Source organism: Streptomonospora wellingtoniae (assembly GCF_031845375.1).
GTDB classification, from domain to species: Bacteria; Actinomycetota; Actinomycetes; order Streptosporangiales; family Streptosporangiaceae; genus Streptomonospora; species Streptomonospora wellingtoniae.
The window spans coordinates 173,047-188,962 of record NZ_JAVREK010000001.1 but is presented as its reverse complement, the minus strand read 5'-3'; the positions used below and the strand labels follow the sequence as shown (position 1 = coordinate 188,962).

Below are 15,916 nucleotides of genomic sequence, written 5' to 3'. Positions count from 1 at the left end.
CCATTGAAGGGGGTCGATAAAGTTCCATTTGATTGATGGCAATCGATGGAAGGGTGTGTCATGGCGGATGAGAATCCGGTCGTGGTGATCGGCGCGGGACCGGTGGGGCTGGCCGCGGCGGCCGAACTGGAGCGGCGCGGGCTGCCCGCGGTGATCCTGGAGAAGGGCGCGTCCGCAGGCGCGGCGGTGCGGGAGTGGGGGCATGTCCGGTTGTTCTCGTCCTGGCGGGACCTGGTGTCCCCGGCCGCGGAGAAGCGGCTGGCGGCCACCGGATGGGTGCGCCCGGACGACGACTCCTACCCGACCGGGGATGCGTGGGTCGACTCCTACCTGGAGCCGCTGGCCGCCGCACTGGGGGACCGCGTGCGACTCGGTGCGGAGGTCGTCGGGGTCAGCCGCCGCGGACGGGACCGTGTCGTCGACGCCGGCCGGGAGGAGCAGCCGTTCACCGTGCGCGTGCGCTCGGCCGCGGGGGAGGAGCGCCTGCTCGCCCGTGCGGTCGTCGACGCCTCCGGCACGTGGGGAGCCCCCGGCCCGCTGGGTGGTGACGGGCTGCCCGCGCTCGGGGAGCGCGCGGCCGCCGACCGGATCTCCTACCGGATCCCCGACCTCGACGACGAGGGAGTCCGCCTGCGCCACGCCGGTCGGCGCACGGCCGTCCTAGGCAGCGGACATTCGGCGCTGACGGCGCTCGTGGCGCTGGCGCGTCTGGCGGAGGAGGTGCCGGCTTCCCATGCGGTGTGGGTGCTGCGCCGCGGCGAGGTGGGCGACGCCTTCGGCGGCGGCGCCGACGACCAGCTGGCGGCGCGCGGCGCGTTGGGGGAGCGGGCGAAGAGGGCCGTGGAAGCCGGGCACATCGAGGTGGTGACCGGGTTCCGCGCCGCCGAGGTGCGCCCCGGCCGGCGCGGCGCGGTGCTGGTCGGCGAGGACGGCCGAGCGCTCGACCCGGTCGACGAGGTCGTGGCGCTGACGGGGTTCCGCCCGGACCTCGCGCCGCTGTCGGAGGTGCGCCTGGGCCTGGACGCCGCCCTGCAGGCGCCGGTGTCGCTGGCGCCCCTGATCGACCCGAACGTGCACTCCTGCGGCACCGTGTACCCGCACGGGGCGAAGGAGCTGTCCCATCCCGAGCCCGGCTTCTACCTGGCGGGCATGAAGTCCTACGGCCGCGCGCCGACGTTCCTGGCTCTGACCGGCTACGAGCAGGTGCGCAGCATCGCCGCCGCCCTCGCGGGCGATGCCGAGTCGGCCGCGCGCGTGGAGCTGACGCTGCCCGAGACCGGGGTGTGCCAGGGCTCCGGTCTCGCCGACGCCACCGAGGAGGAGGCCGCGTCGGGCGGCTGCTGCGGTCCCGCACCGCAGGCGGTCGAGCTCACCCGCCCGGCCCTTCCCGTCCTGAAGTGACCCGGGCGTCGGCCACCGCGCCCGACGCGTTCACGGCGGCGGACGTCGCCCCACGGGCGCGCCGGGCGCTGATTGCCCTGTGCGTGACCGTGACCACGAGCTACGGGGTGCTGTTCTACGCCTTCCCGGTGTTGGCGCCGGCGATCAGCGCCGACACCGGCTGGCCGCTCGCGCACCTGACGGCAGCGTTCTCGGCGGCCCAGGTCGTAGCGGGACTGGGCGGTGCGGTCGTGGGCCGGTGGCTGGAGCGCTCCGGTCCGCGGACCGTCATGACCTGCGGGGCCGTCGCCGCCGTCCCTGCGGTCGCGGGCATCGCGTGGGCACCGGCGCTGTGGGTCTTCTTCGCCGCGTGGCTGGCGGCGGGCGCGGCGATGGCAGGGCTGTTCTATCCGCCGGCGTTCGCCGCCCTCACCCGCTGGTACGGCCAGAGGCGCACCGGGGCGCTGACCGTGCTGACGTTGGCGGCCGGCCTGGCCAGCACGGTCTTCGCGCCGCTGGCCGCGGCCCTGGAGCAGGCGCTGGGTTGGCGCGGTGCCTATCTGGCGCTGGCGGGGCTGTTCGCGGTCGTCGTGATTCCACTGCACGCCCTCGCCCTCGTGGCGCCCTGGCGCCGAGTCGCCGCCGCGAGCCGCGCCCGGACCCAGGCGAACGCGGTGGGTCCGGTGATCGCCAGCCGTGCGTTTCTTGCTCTGACCGGCGCGCTGACGCTGGGCGCGTTCGGGGTGTATGCGGTCGTGGTCAATCTCGTCCCGCTGCTGGACGCCCGCGGCTTCGATCCCAGCACCGCTGCGTGGGCGTTGGGGATCGGCGGGATCGGCCAGGTGCTGGGGCGGCTGGTCTACGTTCCGCTGGAGCACCGCGCCGGGCCGCTGGGTCGGGCGGTGCTCGTTTTGGCGGCCTGCGCCGCGACGACCGCGCTGCTCGCCGTCGTGAGTTCCCCGGCGGCGCTTGTGATGGCGGTCGCTCTCACGGCCGGGGTGGCGCGAGGGATCCTCACCCTGCTGGAGGCCACGGCCGTGTCCGACCGGTGGGGTATCGAGCGCTACGCCACGCTGAACGGCGTATTGCACACCCCGCTGATGCTGGCGGTCGCCCTGGCCCCGTGGGCCGGTGCGGCGATGGCCGGACCGCTCGGCGGCTACCCTGCCGTGTTCGCGGTGCTGGCGGCCCTCGGCGCGGTCGCCGCCGTCCTGGCCGTGTTCACGCGGCCGGAACGAAGCGGGTAGCGCCTGCGACGGCCCGGCACAGCACCGTTGATCTTGTAGCTATCGTATATGGAAATCGTTTTCCTTCACGATGGCTACAAGATCGGCGGGCGGCAGCCGCCCGGGCGGCCGCAGGTTGTCTGCGGGAACGTCCTCAGAGTCCCGCCGCGGCCGGGGCCTTTCGCACGTGGGCGGCCAGTGGCGCGATGACGTGCTCGGCGTCGCGGTGGACCCCGCGCAGGGTGTTGGAGGAGAACGAGCGCTGGAACTCCAGGCCCGCATAGGCCAGTCCGGGATGGGTGGCCGAGATGCCGCCGGTGTGCAGGGGCGCGCCGGCGGCATTCAGCGCGCCGAGTGGGCGCAGGTAGTCGAGTGCGGGCCGGTAGCCGGTGGCGAAGACGACGGCGTCGACGGGTTCCCGGGCGCCGTCGGCCCAGACGACGCCGTCGCCGTCGAAGGCGGTGAACATCTCCCGCCGGTCCATCCGGCCCGAATTCAAGGCGTTCTCGTAGTCGCCGGTCTCCATGACCAGGGTGCCTCCCACGTAGTGGATCAACCACTCGGGCGGCAGGCGGTCGAAGCCGGTGTCGACCAGCCAGTCGTGCAGGTCGCGGCCATTGTGCCGCTGCTGGAGGAAGCGGACGGGGGCGCGGGTGGCCAGGGTGACCGACGCCTCCGGAGAGAGCTCGTAGGCGACTTGGACCGCGGAGTTGCCGCCGCCGACCACGACGACACGCTTGCCTGCGTAGGGCTTCGGGTTGCGGTAGTCGGCCACGTGCAGCAGTTCGCCGGAGAAGTCCTCTTGTCCGGGCAGCTCGGGCACGTGAGGGCTGGTGAAGGAGCCGCCGGCCGCGACGACGCCCGCCGCGGCAAGGGTGCGGCCGTCGGCGGTGCGGACGGCGAACCCGGAGCCGTCGGCCTCGACGGCTTCCACGCTGGTGTTCGTGCGGATCTCGACGTCGAGGCCTGCGGCGTAGCGCTCCAGGTAGGCGGCCACTTCGTCGCGGTGGGGGTAGCGGTCGGGGTCGCCGGGAAAGGGAGCGCCGGGAATCGCGCTGTGGCGAGCCGGCGAGAACAGGGTGAGGCTGTCGTAGTAGTGCGGCCAGGAGCCGACCGGGCGCTCTCCCGCCTCCAGGACAAGCGGGCGCAGTCCGGCGTCGCGCGCCGCTCGGGCGGCGGCCAGTCCGGACTGGCCGCCGCCGACGATGATCACGGTGTCGTCAGGTGTGCTCATGCGCGGATCATATCGTAAAATCGTGAAATAACGATATGACGATGTGGAATGATCGAGGGCATGACTGAGTCGGCGGACGCGCGAGTCGGCGATGCCTCGGACACCGGGGCGGAACCCGATGCGGCATGCGGCGGGCAGGCCGCGGGCGAACTGAGCGAGGCCACGCACGACTTCCTCAAGGCGCTGGCAAGCCCGACCCGCCAGCGCATCATGCTGCTGTTCGCTCAGGGGGCGGAGCTGGCGGTCGGGGAGGTCGCCGAGCGGATCGGCATCGGGCAGTCCACCGCGTCCCAGCAGCTCGCCCTGCTGCGCCGGGGCGGAATCCTGGCGTCCCGCCGCGAGGGCAAGATCGTGCTCTACAGCTCCGATCGCGACCGGACCATGGAAGCCCTCACCGACCTCCAGACCTACCTGCGCTACTGCTGCTGACCGGAGGTGCACACGGGAGGGGCCGCCGTCAGCACCGCCCGCGATGCGCCAAGCGGCGGCGCCGGGCTCCGCCGACATCCGAGCGCCGAACGGCTCGGCGGCGATGAGCCGCCGAGCCGTCTGAACCCCGGGCCGTTGCCCGGCTGAGTTCACGCGCGGTCGGGAGCCGGCGCGACAGGCGAAGGCCCGACGAAGAAGCGCCGCGCCCACAAGGAGACGTAGACCAGCCCGACCAGCACGGGCACCTCGATGAGCGGGCCGACGACGCCCGCCAGGGCCTGGCCCGAGGTGACTCCGAAGACGCCGACGGCGACGGCGATGGCCAATTCGAAGTTGTTGCCCGCGGCGGTGAAGGCGAGGGTGGTCGAGCGCTCGTAGGACAGCCTGATGCCCCGGCCCAGCAGCATCGACAGGCCCCACATCAGGACGAAGTAGGTGAGCAGGGGCAGGGCGATGCGTGCGACGTCCAGCGGGTTGGAGGTGATGGCCTCGCCCTGCAGGGCGAAGAGCATCACGATGGTGAACAGCAGGCCGTAGAGGGCGAGCGGGCCGATCCGGGGGAGGAAGCGGTCCTCGTACCAGGCGCGGCCCCTGGCGCGTTCGCCCAGGGTGCGTGTGAGGTAGCCCGCGACCAGCGGGAGGCCGAGGAAGACCGCCACCATCGCCGCGATCTCCCAGGCCGAGACGTCGATGCCGCTCTGGTCGAGCCCCAGCCAGCCCGGCAGCAGGTCCAGGTAGAACCAGCCGAGCAGGCCGAAGGCCAGCACCTGGAACACCGAGTTCAAGGCGACGAGCACGGCCGCGGCCTCGCGGTCGCCGCAGGCCAGGTCGTTCCAGATGATCACCATGGCGATGCACCGGGCCAGGCCGACGATGATCAGCCCGGTGCGGAACTCCGGGAGGTCGGGCAGGAGGATCCAGGCCAGGGCGAACATCACGGCCGGTCCCACCAGCCAGTTGATCGCCAGCGAGGAGACCAGCAGCCGGCGGTCGCGGGTGACCGAGTCCAGCCGGTCGTAGCGCACCTTGGCCAGCACGGGGTACATCATCACCAGCAGGCCGATCGCGATCGGCACGGAGATGCCGCCCGCCTTGACGGCGTCCAGCGCGCCTTGCAGACCGGGGATCCAGCGGCCCAGCAGAAGACCGGCGGCCATGGCGAGGCCGATCCACACCGGGAGGAAGCGGTCCAGCGTCGACAACCGCGGCGGTCGGGTCGTACCGGTGGTTGCGGCCCCGGTATCCGGTCGGGTCATCCTGGACTCCTCATGGTCGGGATGGTCGGGCTGGGCTGCACGGTCCGGGAGTCAGGTTACATCGAAGAAGACTGATATCAAGAACGGCTGATAAGTTCGGATGGTGGCCGCCGCTCGGCGGTCGCGCCGTCGCCCGCCGGGCCGGTCCAGAAAGGCGAGTCCCGTGTCGGACAAACCGAGTGTGCTCTTCGTCTGCGTCCACAACGCCGGCCGTTCCCAGATGGCGGCCGGGCATCTCCGCCGGCTCGCGGGGGGCCGGGTCGAGGTCCGCTCCGCCGGGTCCGAGCCCGCCGAGGCGATCAACCCGGTCGCCGTCGAGGCCATGGCCGAAGTGGGTATCGACATCACCGCCGAGCAGCCCAAGGTCCTGACGGCCGGTGCCGTCGAGGCCAGCGACGTCGTCATCACCATGGGCTGCGGCGACACGTGCCCGATCTTCCCCGGCAAGCGCTACCTCGCCTGGGAGTTGGACGACCCGGCGGGGCAGCCGCTGGAGAAGGTCCGGCCGGTGCGCGACGAGATCCGCCGCCGAGTGGAAGGGCTGCTGGAGGAGTTGGGCGTGGCTCCGCGCGAGTGACGCCGCGCGCCCTCGTGCCCCCGCTGCAGCGGGGGCACGAGGGCGCGCCTTAGCCCCCATGAGCCTTCTCAGGTGCAGCGGTGCCGAGGAGTACCGCAGCAGCCCCGTCCGGGCGATGTTGCCTATTCCAGGGTGATGATTGCGAAAGTCCCCAGGTCAGACGGTTTCGCCGGATCAGCCCAGGGAAATGGCGTCGGTATGCGGAGCGCCGTGAAGCGCAGCGGGATCGTCTGTGCCGGTGCTGCCGCGCGCCGGATCGGCCGTAGCGACGCGTAGCGTCGCTTATCGGCCGAGACGGCGCCCAGGATGTCGTAGGGGGGGACATGCCTGAACACGACAGCGACGGCCAGGGCAGGACGCGGCCGCCCACCCGGACGCGTGAAGACGGTGGGGAGAGGCCCGCCAAGCGGAGGCGGGACGACGAGAGGAAACTCTCGCGGAGGCCGCAAGGGCCTGATGGCGGTAGTCGCGGATCCGTTTCCGAAGAGCCGGATGTATTGCTCGACGTCCCGGTCGTCAAGGTGGACGAGATCGAGCTCGAGGTCGAGAACCTTCGGGCGCGGGTCTCTTTGCAGGCCGAGGTCCTGGACCTGGTGAAACTCAATGTGGGTGCGGATGTCGAGCTCGGGCGTGTCGGTCTCACCATCAAGGGGGTCGAGGCGCAGGCCCTGCTGAAGGTGCGTCTCGACAATGTCGCTTCGATCATCGAGCGGGTCCTGGAAACGGTCGACAACAACCCGCAGATCCTGGAGAACCTGACCCGCGGCCTGCAGTCCACGCTTGAGGACGTAGGGAGCGGCGCGGGCCAGGCCGTGGGTGAACTCGGCCGGGGTGCCGGCAGTGCGGTCGAGGAGGTCGGTGAGGGGGCCGCCAGCGCGGTCGAGGACGTCGGTGAGGGCGCCGGTAGCGCGGTCGAGGAGGTCGGCGAGGGTGCCGGCAGCGCGGTCGAGGAGGTCGGCGAGGGCGCTGGCACTGCGGTCGAGGACGTCGGCGGTGCGGTCGAGGAGGTCGGTGAGGGTGCTGGCACTGCGGTCGAGGACGTCGGCGAGGGTGCTGGCAGCGCGGTGGAGGACGTCGGCGGTGCGGTCGAGGACGTCGGCGAGGGTGCGGGCGAAGTCGGCAAGAGCGCAGGCAAAGCCGCTGGCCGAGCAGTCGAAGGCGCAGGCGAGTCCGCAAGGCGGACCGGCAGGGGGGCCGGGAGGACAGCCGAAGGCGCGGGTAAGTCCGCGCGCAGGGTCGGGAAGGGCGCTGGCAAGTCCGGAAAGCGGACTAGTGGGAGCGCGGTGAGAAGGACCAAGGACACCTGAGGTGGACTGAGGACTATGGGCAAACCGTCACGACCGCGCCGGGGAGACGTGGAGATCAGCGCCTCGGTAAAGGCGGAGGAGCTGACCTTCAGTGAAGTACCGGAGGTCACGGTGGATTTTCCAGGCGACGCGGAGCAGGACGCCGCCTCTGGCAGCGACCGCACCAATCTGCCCGATGAGGTGGAACCCGGAGTCACCTACCGGGATATCCACGTCGACTACCGGATTGCGAGTCGTCTGACCGACCAGGACCGGCTCGACAGCCGAGAGGACTGACAGCGCGCTCACGAGGACGGTCCGGGCGGCCGGTGAGGCCGCCCGCGCCGCACACCACCGGATGAGCCATGGCCCCAGTCCGCCACAGGCGCATTCCGGTGAGTGCTGCCGGGGCCATCCGACGGCTCGCTCGGGATGCGTCCATCCGACTGCCGCTTCCCTGCAGCGGGCTGCCCGTGTCAGCCGCCCATTGGGCGACCTCCGCCACGAGAATGCAGCCTGCGCGGCCACGGCGCCGCAGAGGACAAGTGTCCAGCCCCCGTCGGGAACGGCCCCCGGGGTCAACGCCGCGCAGCGGGCTGTTCCTGCTCTTCCTCCTCCTCGTATTCGGCGGCGTACTCGCCCTCCTCTTCCTCCTCCTCATCATCAGGCTCGGCAAGCTCCGCCAGCTCAGCAAGCTCGTCCTCGTTGAGTTCGTCGAGTTCGGCACGCTCGTCCTCGTCGAGCTCGTCGAGCTCGTCGAGTTCGGCCCACTGCTCCGCTGTGAGGCCGGCCTCCTCCAGCTCCAGTGCGTCGTCGTGGCTGAGGACGACCTCACCATCTCGGATCTCGCCGCGCCAGCCCTCCAACTCCTCGGCCTCGGGCTGGGCCATCATCATGACTTGGCGACGGTAGTGCTTGAGGTCCAACCGCAGCCGACGCCCTTGGGCCCGCCAGAGGTTGGCCGTCTTCTCGAAGAACCCCTTGGGGTAGTACTCGACGACCAGCAGCACGCGGGTGAGACTCTCACCTAGCGGGTGGAAGGTCGCCACGCCCTTCGTGGTGCCCTTGTCGGCCTCGCTCGTCCATGAGATCCGGTAGTCCTGGATCTGCTCGGTGATCGTGGCCTTCCAACTACGGGTCGACCAGAAGATCTTGGCCGTCCACTTGGACGTGGTGTCGTCCTCCTCCTCGACGCTCAGTACGCCCTTGGCGAAGCGGCCGAAGTCGGGGTAGCGGGTCCACTGGTTGTAGGCGGCGCGCAGCGGAACCCCCACGTCGATGTTCTCGACGATGTTGATGGCCTTGGTGCCGCCACCGCCGCCACCGCCGCCACCGCCGCCACCGCCACCGCTGCCACCGGACACTTTGCCCAGCAGACCCTTGGTCGCGTCCTTGGCGCCCTTGACGCCCTCGGCGCCCTTGCCGACCGCCCCGGCTGCGGCGCCGACCGGCCCCTTGCCCTGAAGGAGCTTCTTGCCCCCCTCTGCGACCGCTTGCGCAGATCCGCCCGCGTCTCCCGAAGTGAGCCGCTCGGCATAGCCCGCGAGTTTCTTCGCCATGCCACTGGTAGTACTCGTGGCCTTGGCGGTGAGGTAGCCCTGGACCGCGTCAGCGAGCTTGGCCGTGCCCTCGTTCTTGTCTGCCGCCTCACGCAACCGCGATAGAGGGCCGGTGCTCTTCTCAGCCATGCTGATCACCTTCATGGTCGCTGCTCTTGCGAGTGCTGCGCGAACGGGCGGTCGACCGGGACTCGTCGGCACCCCTTCCATTGCCTCGGGCGCGACCGCCGGCGCTCTTGCCGTCCGCACCTCGCTGGCCCGCCGGGGCATTCGCCTCGCCGCCTCCAGGCGCCTTCTCCTTCCCGGCCGCTTCGGTGCCCCTGCCGCTGTCCTGGTCGGACGGTTCCCCGGCTTCTCCGGACGGCTCCCCCACCTCAGCGGTTCCGCTGCGCAACCGCTCGCTCCGTTCGTTCAGCGAGTCGGCCAAGCCGCCTGCCCAGGCGGTGACCATGCTCCCGGCCACGTCCTTGCCGACGGTGCTGAGCTGCCCGCGGGCCTGGTCCTTCAGTTCGGTGACCGCCGGGAGCTCACCGAGTTCCTTCATAAGCGTCCGCGGATCGAGGTCCAGCTTCTTCGCTGCCAGAAAGAGGCCGAGGCCGACGGCGAGCTTCAGTTTCTTGCGCCTGCCGAGAACATAGCCGCCGACAGCGGCGGCGACGATCTTCGTGGGCTTGTCGATACGTCCCATTTGAGACCACCTTTACCTGGTCACTGGTCGTCGGGTAAGTAAGCGCTCGGCCTCATGGATGCGGTCCGGAAAACCCGTCGACTGCGGCGAATTCACCGGACGTCGGAAGGACGCAGTGCTCCTCCTTGCGGGCGGGGCAGTCGGCGCATGCCCCAGCGGGCGATCCGGAGCAGTGCGGCCAGCTCCTCAAGGCCGGTCCTGATCAGCGCTGTTGCTTGGCCATCGGGTGCCCGCGCAACAGGGCTCCCGGCTCCGTCGCGAAGACGCCCGCCGGCATTTCCTCCCGGACGTCGCGTTCAACGCCGCAGCCGACGAGCAAGCACTGCGCCGGGATCCGATCCTCCAAAGCGACGCTCCCACCGCACCCCTGCCCGGCAACAGCATCCGCACAGAGGGCTGGTATCCCTTCGCGCGGCGACTACCCGAAAGTAGGCAACGAAACACAAGAACGGAAGAACAGCATCAAACTCAACGTTCTCCTCCGGGCCGCGGGAGACCGCGATGTGCGTTGCAAGGGACTTCGCGTTTACCTTTCCCATCCAGAGGATTGAAGAATGCTGGGAACTTCCCTGTCGCGCCTTACCCCTGGCTTCCCTGCCGTCGAACGCAGCGCCGGGCGTGCGCTGGTCGCCGGTGGGGTGCGGAGGCGCGCTTCAACACGGACGGTAGCGGTCCCGTGCTTCGACCGCCTGGGCGGCGAGGTCGCCCAGGCCCTCGGCGGCCGCGGCGATGGCCTCCGGGCGCAGCCGGTAGTAGGTGTAGCGGCCGCGGGGTTCGGTCTCGACGAGCCCGGCCTCGCGCAGCAGGCGCAGGTGGTGGCTGACCGTCGTCTGCCGCGCCCCGGTCTGCTCGATCAGATGGCAGGTGCACATCTGCTCGCTCGCGAGCAACCGCACGATCCGGGCCCGCAGCGGGTCGCCGAACAACCCTACGGCGGCTTGGGTGAGGGACTCGTCCGGCGACTGCGACATCAGCATGTTTCGATATCACCACGGCCGGGCGGGGGCGTCAATCGCGGTCCCGGTCCCGCATGAGAGGCCGTTGGCAACCGGCGGCCACGCGGTTGAAGTCGCCGTATCACCGTTGATCTTGTAGCTATCGTCACTGGAAATCGTTTTTCTTCACGATAGCTACAAGATCAACGGGGTCCCGGCCTCGTGGACTCGACCGCCTCGCCCCCGATCTCGAGGCGCAGTGGGTCGGGCCGCGCGCGATGGCCACGAGTCAGCCCAGCCGGGTGCCGATCTCCGCGGCGACGCGGTCGCCGTCGCGCACGGCGCCCTCCATCGTTCCCGGCCACGTGCCGCGGTCAGCGCCGGCGAAGTGCACCCGGTCGAGGGCGGTGCGCAGGGCGGGGCCGTGCCGGGTGAGCTGTCCGGGGGCAAAGGCGGGGTAGCCACCGCCGATGTACGGTTCCTCGTGCCAGGCATGGGCTATGCCGTCTGGTGCCATGGCATCGGCGTCCAGGCCGAGCACGGTCGCCAGGCGGTCACGCAGGTGCCAGGTCGGCAGAGCCGTGTCGGAGCCGTAGGCGAAGCCCACGGCGTGCTGGTCGTCGGCCATGGCCAGCGGAATCACGGCGTTTCCGGCCGCCAGCACGCCCCGGCGGGGCACGTCGGCGGAGGCGGCGAGGAGCTTGGTGACGGCCGGACTGCGCACCTCGTCGAGAAGATGGCGCTGGGTGGACGGCAGGCGCGGGGTGAACGCGATTGAGTCGGTGGCGGCCAGCGGCGTGCACACGGCGGCCCGCCGCGCGCGCCGCACCTCGCCGCCTTCGGTGTGCACCGCGACCTCGGCGCCGTCCTGCTCGATCGCCTGGACGGGGCTGGCGCAGACGACGCGGTCGCCGAGTCGGGCGGCCAGGCGAACGGCGACCTGCTGTGCGCCGCCGCGGATGCGCCAGGGGGTCTCACGCCACAGCGCCGACAGGCCGCCGGCCGGTTTCAACCACTGCAGGAACGCCAGAAGGGACAACGCGTGCGGCGGTGCGGTGGTGAAGGCCTGGGCCGCCGCCCCCAGCAAGCGCGCGGTGCGTTCGTCCACCGGCGCCCGGTCCAACCAGTCCTGCAGGGAGAGGGCGTCGAGGCGGTCGGCGAGCGGCGCCTGCCACGGTGCGTGGTCGGGTACCAGTCCGCAGAGGTGGTGCAGCCGTGCGGCCACGGCGGCGAGACCGGCCGCGGTCGGCGGGCTCAGCTGCGGACGCGCCCGCGGATCGACGAGCAGGCGCGGCCGCGCTGGAGCGGCCGGCTCCAGCCGCAGCCCGAGGGCGGCGACGAGTCCGCGCAGCCGGGTGTAGTCGCGGCCGACGAGTTCGCCGCCCACGTCGACGGCGCGTCCGCCCAGCCGGCGTGAGCGGGTACGCCCGCCGACCTCGCTGCCGGCCTCGACCACGACCACATCGGCCCCGGCCCGACGCAACCGGGCGGCGGCGACCAGGCCGCAGAGCCCGGCCCCCACCACCACGGCATCGTGACAGCGCGGCATGCCCACCCTTCAGTCGTCGCAGCAGGAGCAGTCGGGGCCGCAGCCGCAGGAGTCGCCTTCGGCGGTGTCGGCGCCGACGGCGACGGCCATCCCGTTCGGAGCGCAGCAGGCGTCGCCCTTCCAGGCTTCGCGGCCCTCCTTGACGGCGGCACCGGCGATGATCAGGGCGACCAGCGGGTCGGCCCAGGTCCAGCCGAGCAGGGCGTTGAGCAGCAGCCCGACCAGCAGCGCCGCGGAGAGATAGGTGCACAGCAGGGTCTGCTTGGAGTCGGCAACCGCCGAGGCCGAGGAGAGTTCGCGGCCGGTGCGGCGCTGGGCCAGCGACAGGAACGGCATCACGACCACCGACAACGCCGCGAGCAGGATGCCGCTCAGCGAGGTCTCGGCCTCGCCGCCGCTGATCAGAGAACGCACCGCCTCGAAGGTGACGTAGGCGGCCAGTGCGAAGAACGAGATCGCGATGACGCGCAGTGCCCGGCGTTCGCGGTCCTGCCGCACGGCTGCCTCGCGCGCGGAGAACTGCCAGGCCACCGCGGCCGCTGAGGAGACTTCGATGACCGAGTCCAGGCCGAAGCCGATCAGCGCCGTGGAGGAGGCCAGCGCTCCGGCGGTGAGGGCGACGACGGCCTCGACGAGGTTGTAGGCGATGGTGGCCGCCACCAGCAGGCGCACGCGCCGGATGAGCGTCCGCTTGCGCTGCTCGGAGACGTATGGGGCGATCTGGAAGGCCATCAGCAGCAGTCCTTCTCGTCGGCCTCGGCGCAGCGCTTGTCGTCGGCGACGGCCAGCACCGCCGAGCGCAGGTCGTCGATGGCGTGGCCCAGCCGGGCATCGGCGATCTCGTAGCGCACCCGCCGCCCGACGGGGACGGCCACGACCAGGCCGCAATCGCGCAGGCAGGCCAGGTGGTTGGACAGGCGGGTGCGGCTGATGTCGAGGGATTCGGCCAGGTCGGCGGGGTGGGCCGGCGCCTCGCGCAGCAGCATCAGGATCCGGCAGCGGATCGGGTCGGCCAGGGCGCGGCCGAAGCGGGACAGGGCGTCGATGTCGGTGGCGACGGTCAGCATGGACTCAATGGTACAAGAAATCGTGAATCCTGAAACCCCTGAATCCATGATCCGTGAATCCGTGTCGCGATCCGGGGGTGTCGTCGTTGAGGCGGGCGAAAGGAGGGCGCCGTGCCGACCGGTCGCGGCGGTGACGGCGGGCGTGTGCGGGGGTTCCGCGGTGCCGGTGCCGGGGGGCGGCGGCGATGCGGGCGGAGAGCGGAAACCGCGCGCCCGTTCGATGCCGGTGGAGGCCTGGAGGCTTGGAGGCCTGGAGGTCTGGAGGCCTGGAGGCCTGGAGGTCTGGGAGATCTGGAGCCGGGTCCGCGCGGGGTGCACTACCGGTGACGGCCGGCTCCCGGCCCGAGAAAGTGCGGCGCGCTCGCGGTCCTCGCACCGATCAGACTTGACACTCCGTCTATCGGCATCTACTTTCCATGTAGAAAGTAGATGCCGATTAAGGAGAACATATGACCGACACCCCCGAGCTCGACCAGGTTGCCGAAGCCCGCCGCAAGCTCGCCGCCCAGGCCGGATTCCCCGTCGCCTACTGGGTCTTCTTCACGGCCGCGAGCGTGCTGATCGCCGGCCTTCCGATCTGGACCTCGCTCCTTCCCGGCAGCGGCCTTTACTTCCAGTGGGCTCTCCTCGGAGCGGTCCTGATCTCGGCGGCCTACGCGGTGATCCGGCGGCGACGCAGCGGCGTGTACCTGCCGCGCCGCGTCACCTCCTACCCCGGTGCCCGACTCCTGTGGATCACCACCCTGGCCGCCACGGGGGCCGGCTACCTGGGCATCAGCGCACTGGTCGACCGCGGCCTCCCTGGCCTCGCGCTCGCAGTGCTGGTGCCCGTCGCCGCGGTCATGCTCGTGGGCCAAGTGCTCATCCGCTCGGCCATGCGCCGCAGTATCGAGGACGGCAGGGTCACCCCGTGACCGCATCCCCAAGCCCGGGTGGGGAGGCTGCTCAGGGGCCGGACGCCCCCGGGCGCCACCCGATCCTGGAGACCGGCCCGCGGCTGGCGATGTGCGCGCTCCTACAGGGAGCCGACTGGATCGAATTCGCCACCGCCCGCACGTTGCTCGACGTCAGCGACTCGATGGTCTCCAAACACAGCCGCACCCTTGAGGATGCGGGGCTGCTCGAAGTCCGCAAGGGAGCGGTCGGGCGCCGACCGAAGACCTGGTTCCGCCTGACCCCGGTCGGGCGCGCGGTCCTGGCGAGCCACCTGGCCTGGCTGACCGAGCTGGGTTCGGCGGTCGACCGGGGGCCCTGAGGCCGAGGCCCCGGACGCGAGGAGTGGCACCGGCACCAATACCGGTACCAATACCGGTACCAATACCGGTACCAATACCGGTACCGGTACCGGTACCGAGAGGCGACGCGGAGTCCGTTCGGCCTGTCCACCGGAGGGCACGAAGTGCCGCCGGCTCTGGCGGGCGACGTGCTCGGCGAAGCGCGGGCGGAGGCGCGCGAGGCTCGTTGTCGGTCCACCGTGACGCCCCAGTCTGGCCGAGAGCAAGGCCGCGGCGGCGAAACTGAATCGGTCATGCCTTCGCCTGGCCGGATTCCGCCATTCATAGGGTGTCGGGTGTCCAACGCGCCGAGGCGGGAATGGTTCTCTCCCGCTTCTGAACACAGGAGGATCCCAGTGGAACGTTTGTGGGACGTGAAGCCCGACGCCCAGTTCAAGCAGCGTCTCGGGAAGACAGCCGCCGAACTGGAACAAAGCCGCACCAACGACGACTGCCCGGAGATCTGGGAACTCGACAACGGCGATGTGGCGATCGTGGGGCGCGACGTCACCGAACGCTTCAGCGACCGCCTGCCGACCGGGCTGAGCATAGGCGCCGACGAGCGGCTCGTGGTCATCCCTGGGAAGATGTTGCGAGCCGCGAAGCCGGACATCTCTGATGTTTGACGCCGTGCGCGCGGCTGAGGGCGCGGTCATGGACCGCCGCGCCTACCACGCTGACGCCGCCGCCCTGCGCGCGGATCCGGCCATGACCGGTGACGTCTGGAAACTGGAGCGGTCACAGGTCTTCTCCGAGTCGGGAGATCCGGCCTGGGAGGCGTTCTGCTCCGGTGACTGGGATCGCGTCCTGGAGATCTTCGAAAGCGAGCGCGAGGACATTCGCGCGGAGCGTCAGAGCTACGAGCGGTTGGGCCTGCGGCTGCGGCGGCTGCGCATCGTCGCACTTCCGCCCACGGCCTACCTGGTTTGGGAGGCGCATAGCCACCGGATATTCGTCGAGTGCGGTTTCGAGATTCGCGTGCTCGACGCAGGGCTCATCCGCCACTTCGAGAGCGGGTACCCGCTTCCGGAGCTCATGGTGTACGGCGGTCAGGTCCTCTACCACATCCGTTACGACGAGAACGGAGTTCCGGCCGGGGCGAAGCGCGTCGACGACCCCGCGCTGGCGCGTGCCGCAGCACGAAGTGTGTCCGAGTTGTACGAGCAGGCGGAACCGTTCGTGGGCTTTTTCGAGCGAGAGATCGCCTCGAAGGCCCCGGCGCGCGGCAGTGTCGGGGGTTTCCCGGCGGTTTGAGGGTCGTGGGGCGGTCTGCGTAGGAGCGCCCCACACAAATGTCCGCCGTGTGGCGGGACCTGCTCACCCCCGGTAATGGCGTCGGTCGGCGCCACCGGGGACACGACCCTGTGCGCGATGATCGCGGCCTCAGCGCCCAGCGCGGCCGACACGAACTCGGGATCGACGGCAGGGAGGAGGTACGGCTACGGCTTGCGTGTGA

At 70.9% G+C, this 15,916-nt stretch carries 18 protein-coding genes; 10 read left to right on the top strand and 8 right to left on the bottom strand.

Annotated features, from left to right (window positions below; all coding sequences use genetic code 11):
* The first annotated feature begins 60 nt into the window (after positions 1–60).
* The gene (locus RM446_RS00790) at positions 61–1,401 is read left to right on the top strand and encodes an FAD-dependent oxidoreductase (RefSeq protein WP_311543064.1); all 1,341 of its coding nucleotides are present in this window, start codon (positions 61–63) and stop codon (positions 1,399–1,401) included.
* Positions 1,398–2,627 (top strand): MFS transporter, encoded by a 1,230-nt coding sequence (locus tag RM446_RS00785; RefSeq protein WP_311543063.1) that lies wholly within the window; start codon positions 1,398–1,400, stop codon positions 2,625–2,627. Before RM446_RS00790 ends, RM446_RS00785 begins: the two co-directional genes overlap by 4 nt.
* A gap of 133 nt (positions 2,628–2,760) precedes the next feature.
* On the opposite strand, the gene RM446_RS00780 is transcribed toward RM446_RS00785, so the two are convergent.
* Positions 2,761–3,840 carry a flavin-containing monooxygenase gene (locus RM446_RS00780; RefSeq protein ID WP_311543062.1) on the bottom strand — a complete coding sequence of 360 codons (1,080 nt, stop codon included), beginning with the start codon at positions 3,838–3,840 and terminating at the stop codon, positions 2,761–2,763.
* Positions 3,841–3,900: 60 nt separating this feature from the next.
* Between RM446_RS00780 and RM446_RS00775 the strand changes: the two genes are divergently transcribed.
* Positions 3,901–4,269: an ArsR/SmtB family transcription factor gene (locus tag RM446_RS00775; RefSeq protein WP_311543061.1), complete on the top strand. Its 369-nt coding sequence runs from the start codon at positions 3,901–3,903 to the stop codon at positions 4,267–4,269.
* A 149-nt stretch (positions 4,270–4,418) separates the two neighbouring features.
* On the opposite strand, the gene arsB is transcribed toward RM446_RS00775, so the two are convergent.
* Complete coding sequence (gene arsB / locus RM446_RS00770; RefSeq protein ID WP_311543060.1) at positions 4,419–5,525, bottom strand: ACR3 family arsenite efflux transporter; 1,107 nt, start codon at positions 5,523–5,525, stop codon at positions 4,419–4,421.
* A 163-nt stretch (positions 5,526–5,688) separates the two neighbouring features.
* Here arsB and RM446_RS00765 point away from each other — a divergent pair, with 163 nt between their 5' ends.
* The 3 genes from RM446_RS00765 to RM446_RS00755 all read left to right on the top strand — a co-directional run bounded on the left by RM446_RS00765 (position 5,689) and on the right by RM446_RS00755 (position 7,685).
* A complete protein-coding gene (locus RM446_RS00765; protein WP_311543059.1) occupies positions 5,689–6,102 on the top strand; it encodes an arsenate reductase ArsC in 414 nt (137 codons plus the stop codon).
* Between the two features lie 497 nt (positions 6,103–6,599).
* Positions 6,600–7,409 (top strand): hypothetical protein, encoded by an 810-nt coding sequence (locus tag RM446_RS00760; RefSeq protein ID WP_311543058.1) that lies wholly within the window; start codon positions 6,600–6,602, stop codon positions 7,407–7,409.
* A 48-nt stretch (positions 7,410–7,457) separates the two neighbouring features.
* Positions 7,458–7,685, top strand: a complete 228-nt coding sequence (locus RM446_RS00755) for a hypothetical protein (protein ID WP_311543057.1) — start codon at positions 7,458–7,460, stop codon at positions 7,683–7,685.
* 281 nt (positions 7,686–7,966) lie between these two features.
* On the opposite strand, the gene RM446_RS00750 is transcribed toward RM446_RS00755, so the two are convergent.
* From RM446_RS00750 to RM446_RS00725, 6 genes are all read right to left on the bottom strand, one after another.
* Positions 7,967–9,076 (bottom strand): SRPBCC family protein, encoded by a 1,110-nt coding sequence (locus RM446_RS00750; protein ID WP_311543056.1) that lies wholly within the window; start codon positions 9,074–9,076, stop codon positions 7,967–7,969.
* Positions 9,069–9,635, bottom strand: a complete 567-nt coding sequence (locus RM446_RS00745) for a hypothetical protein (RefSeq protein ID WP_311543055.1) — start codon at positions 9,633–9,635, stop codon at positions 9,069–9,071. Before RM446_RS00745 ends, RM446_RS00750 begins: the two co-directional genes overlap by 8 nt.
* Positions 9,636–10,288: 653 nt before the next feature.
* The gene (locus tag RM446_RS00740) at positions 10,289–10,612 is read right to left on the bottom strand and encodes an ArsR/SmtB family transcription factor (RefSeq protein WP_311543054.1); all 324 of its coding nucleotides are present in this window, start codon (positions 10,610–10,612) and stop codon (positions 10,289–10,291) included.
* A gap of 247 nt (positions 10,613–10,859) precedes the next feature.
* Positions 10,860–12,095: a flavin monoamine oxidase family protein gene (locus RM446_RS00735; RefSeq protein WP_311543052.1), complete on the bottom strand. Its 1,236-nt coding sequence runs from the start codon at positions 12,093–12,095 to the stop codon at positions 10,860–10,862.
* A 33-nt stretch (positions 12,096–12,128) separates the two neighbouring features.
* Complete coding sequence (locus RM446_RS00730; protein ID WP_311543051.1) at positions 12,129–12,851, bottom strand: cation transporter; 723 nt, start codon at positions 12,849–12,851, stop codon at positions 12,129–12,131.
* Positions 12,851–13,186, bottom strand: coding sequence for an ArsR/SmtB family transcription factor (locus RM446_RS00725; RefSeq protein ID WP_311543049.1), 336 nt, complete (start codon positions 13,184–13,186; stop codon positions 12,851–12,853). Before RM446_RS00725 ends, RM446_RS00730 begins: the two co-directional genes overlap by 1 nt.
* Positions 13,187–13,635: 449 nt before the next feature.
* Between RM446_RS00725 and RM446_RS00720 the strand changes: the two genes are divergently transcribed.
* From RM446_RS00720 to RM446_RS00705, 4 genes are all read left to right on the top strand, one after another.
* Positions 13,636–14,100: a hypothetical protein gene (locus RM446_RS00720; RefSeq protein WP_311543048.1), complete on the top strand. Its 465-nt coding sequence runs from the start codon at positions 13,636–13,638 to the stop codon at positions 14,098–14,100.
* A complete protein-coding gene (locus RM446_RS00715) occupies positions 14,097–14,441 on the top strand; it encodes a transcriptional regulator (RefSeq protein ID WP_311543047.1) in 345 nt (114 codons plus the stop codon). The genes RM446_RS00720 and RM446_RS00715 overlap by 4 nt, the downstream gene beginning before the upstream one ends.
* Positions 14,442–14,816: 375 nt before the next feature.
* Positions 14,817–15,086: a hypothetical protein gene (locus RM446_RS00710; protein WP_311543046.1), complete on the top strand. Its 270-nt coding sequence runs from the start codon at positions 14,817–14,819 to the stop codon at positions 15,084–15,086.
* Positions 15,079–15,714, top strand: a complete 636-nt coding sequence (locus RM446_RS00705) for a DUF6879 family protein (protein WP_311543045.1) — start codon at positions 15,079–15,081, stop codon at positions 15,712–15,714. Before RM446_RS00710 ends, RM446_RS00705 begins: the two co-directional genes overlap by 8 nt.
* The last annotated feature ends 202 nt before the right edge of the window (positions 15,715–15,916 follow it).